Consider the following 266-nt stretch of genomic DNA (forward strand, 5'->3'; position numbering starts at 1 on the left):
GTTTACGCCCAGCCCCATGCTAGGACCCGTCAAATCTGACCATACTGCCGTCAAAATCACCGTGCATAGACGTAAATAAGTTAATGTTTGAAACACAACCTACCTGCTGTGCTTTAAGCACAGCATCCATGCTAGGAAATCAAAATTATAAAAGATGCGACACTCAAAATTGTGAGATGTCTTACTGCTTCAACTGTTCCTTTAAAGCCAGCAGCTCATCTCGTACCACCGCTGCTTGCTCAAATTCCATATTTTCAGCATGTGCA

The 266-nt window shown here is 43.2% G+C and carries 1 protein-coding gene; it reads right to left on the reverse strand.

Going from position 1 to position 266, the window contains the following annotated elements; all coding sequences use genetic code 11:
* Positions 1-181: 181 nt before the first annotated feature.
* Positions 182-266, reverse strand: an 85-nt coding sequence (locus IEX97_RS14045) for a UvrB/UvrC motif-containing protein (RefSeq protein WP_188883506.1), incomplete at its 5' end; no start/stop codon positions are given.

This window comes from Paenalicyclobacillus cellulosilyticus (assembly GCF_014647315.1).
GTDB lineage: Bacteria > Bacillota > Bacilli > Alicyclobacillales > Alicyclobacillaceae > Alicyclobacillus_J > Alicyclobacillus_J cellulosilyticus.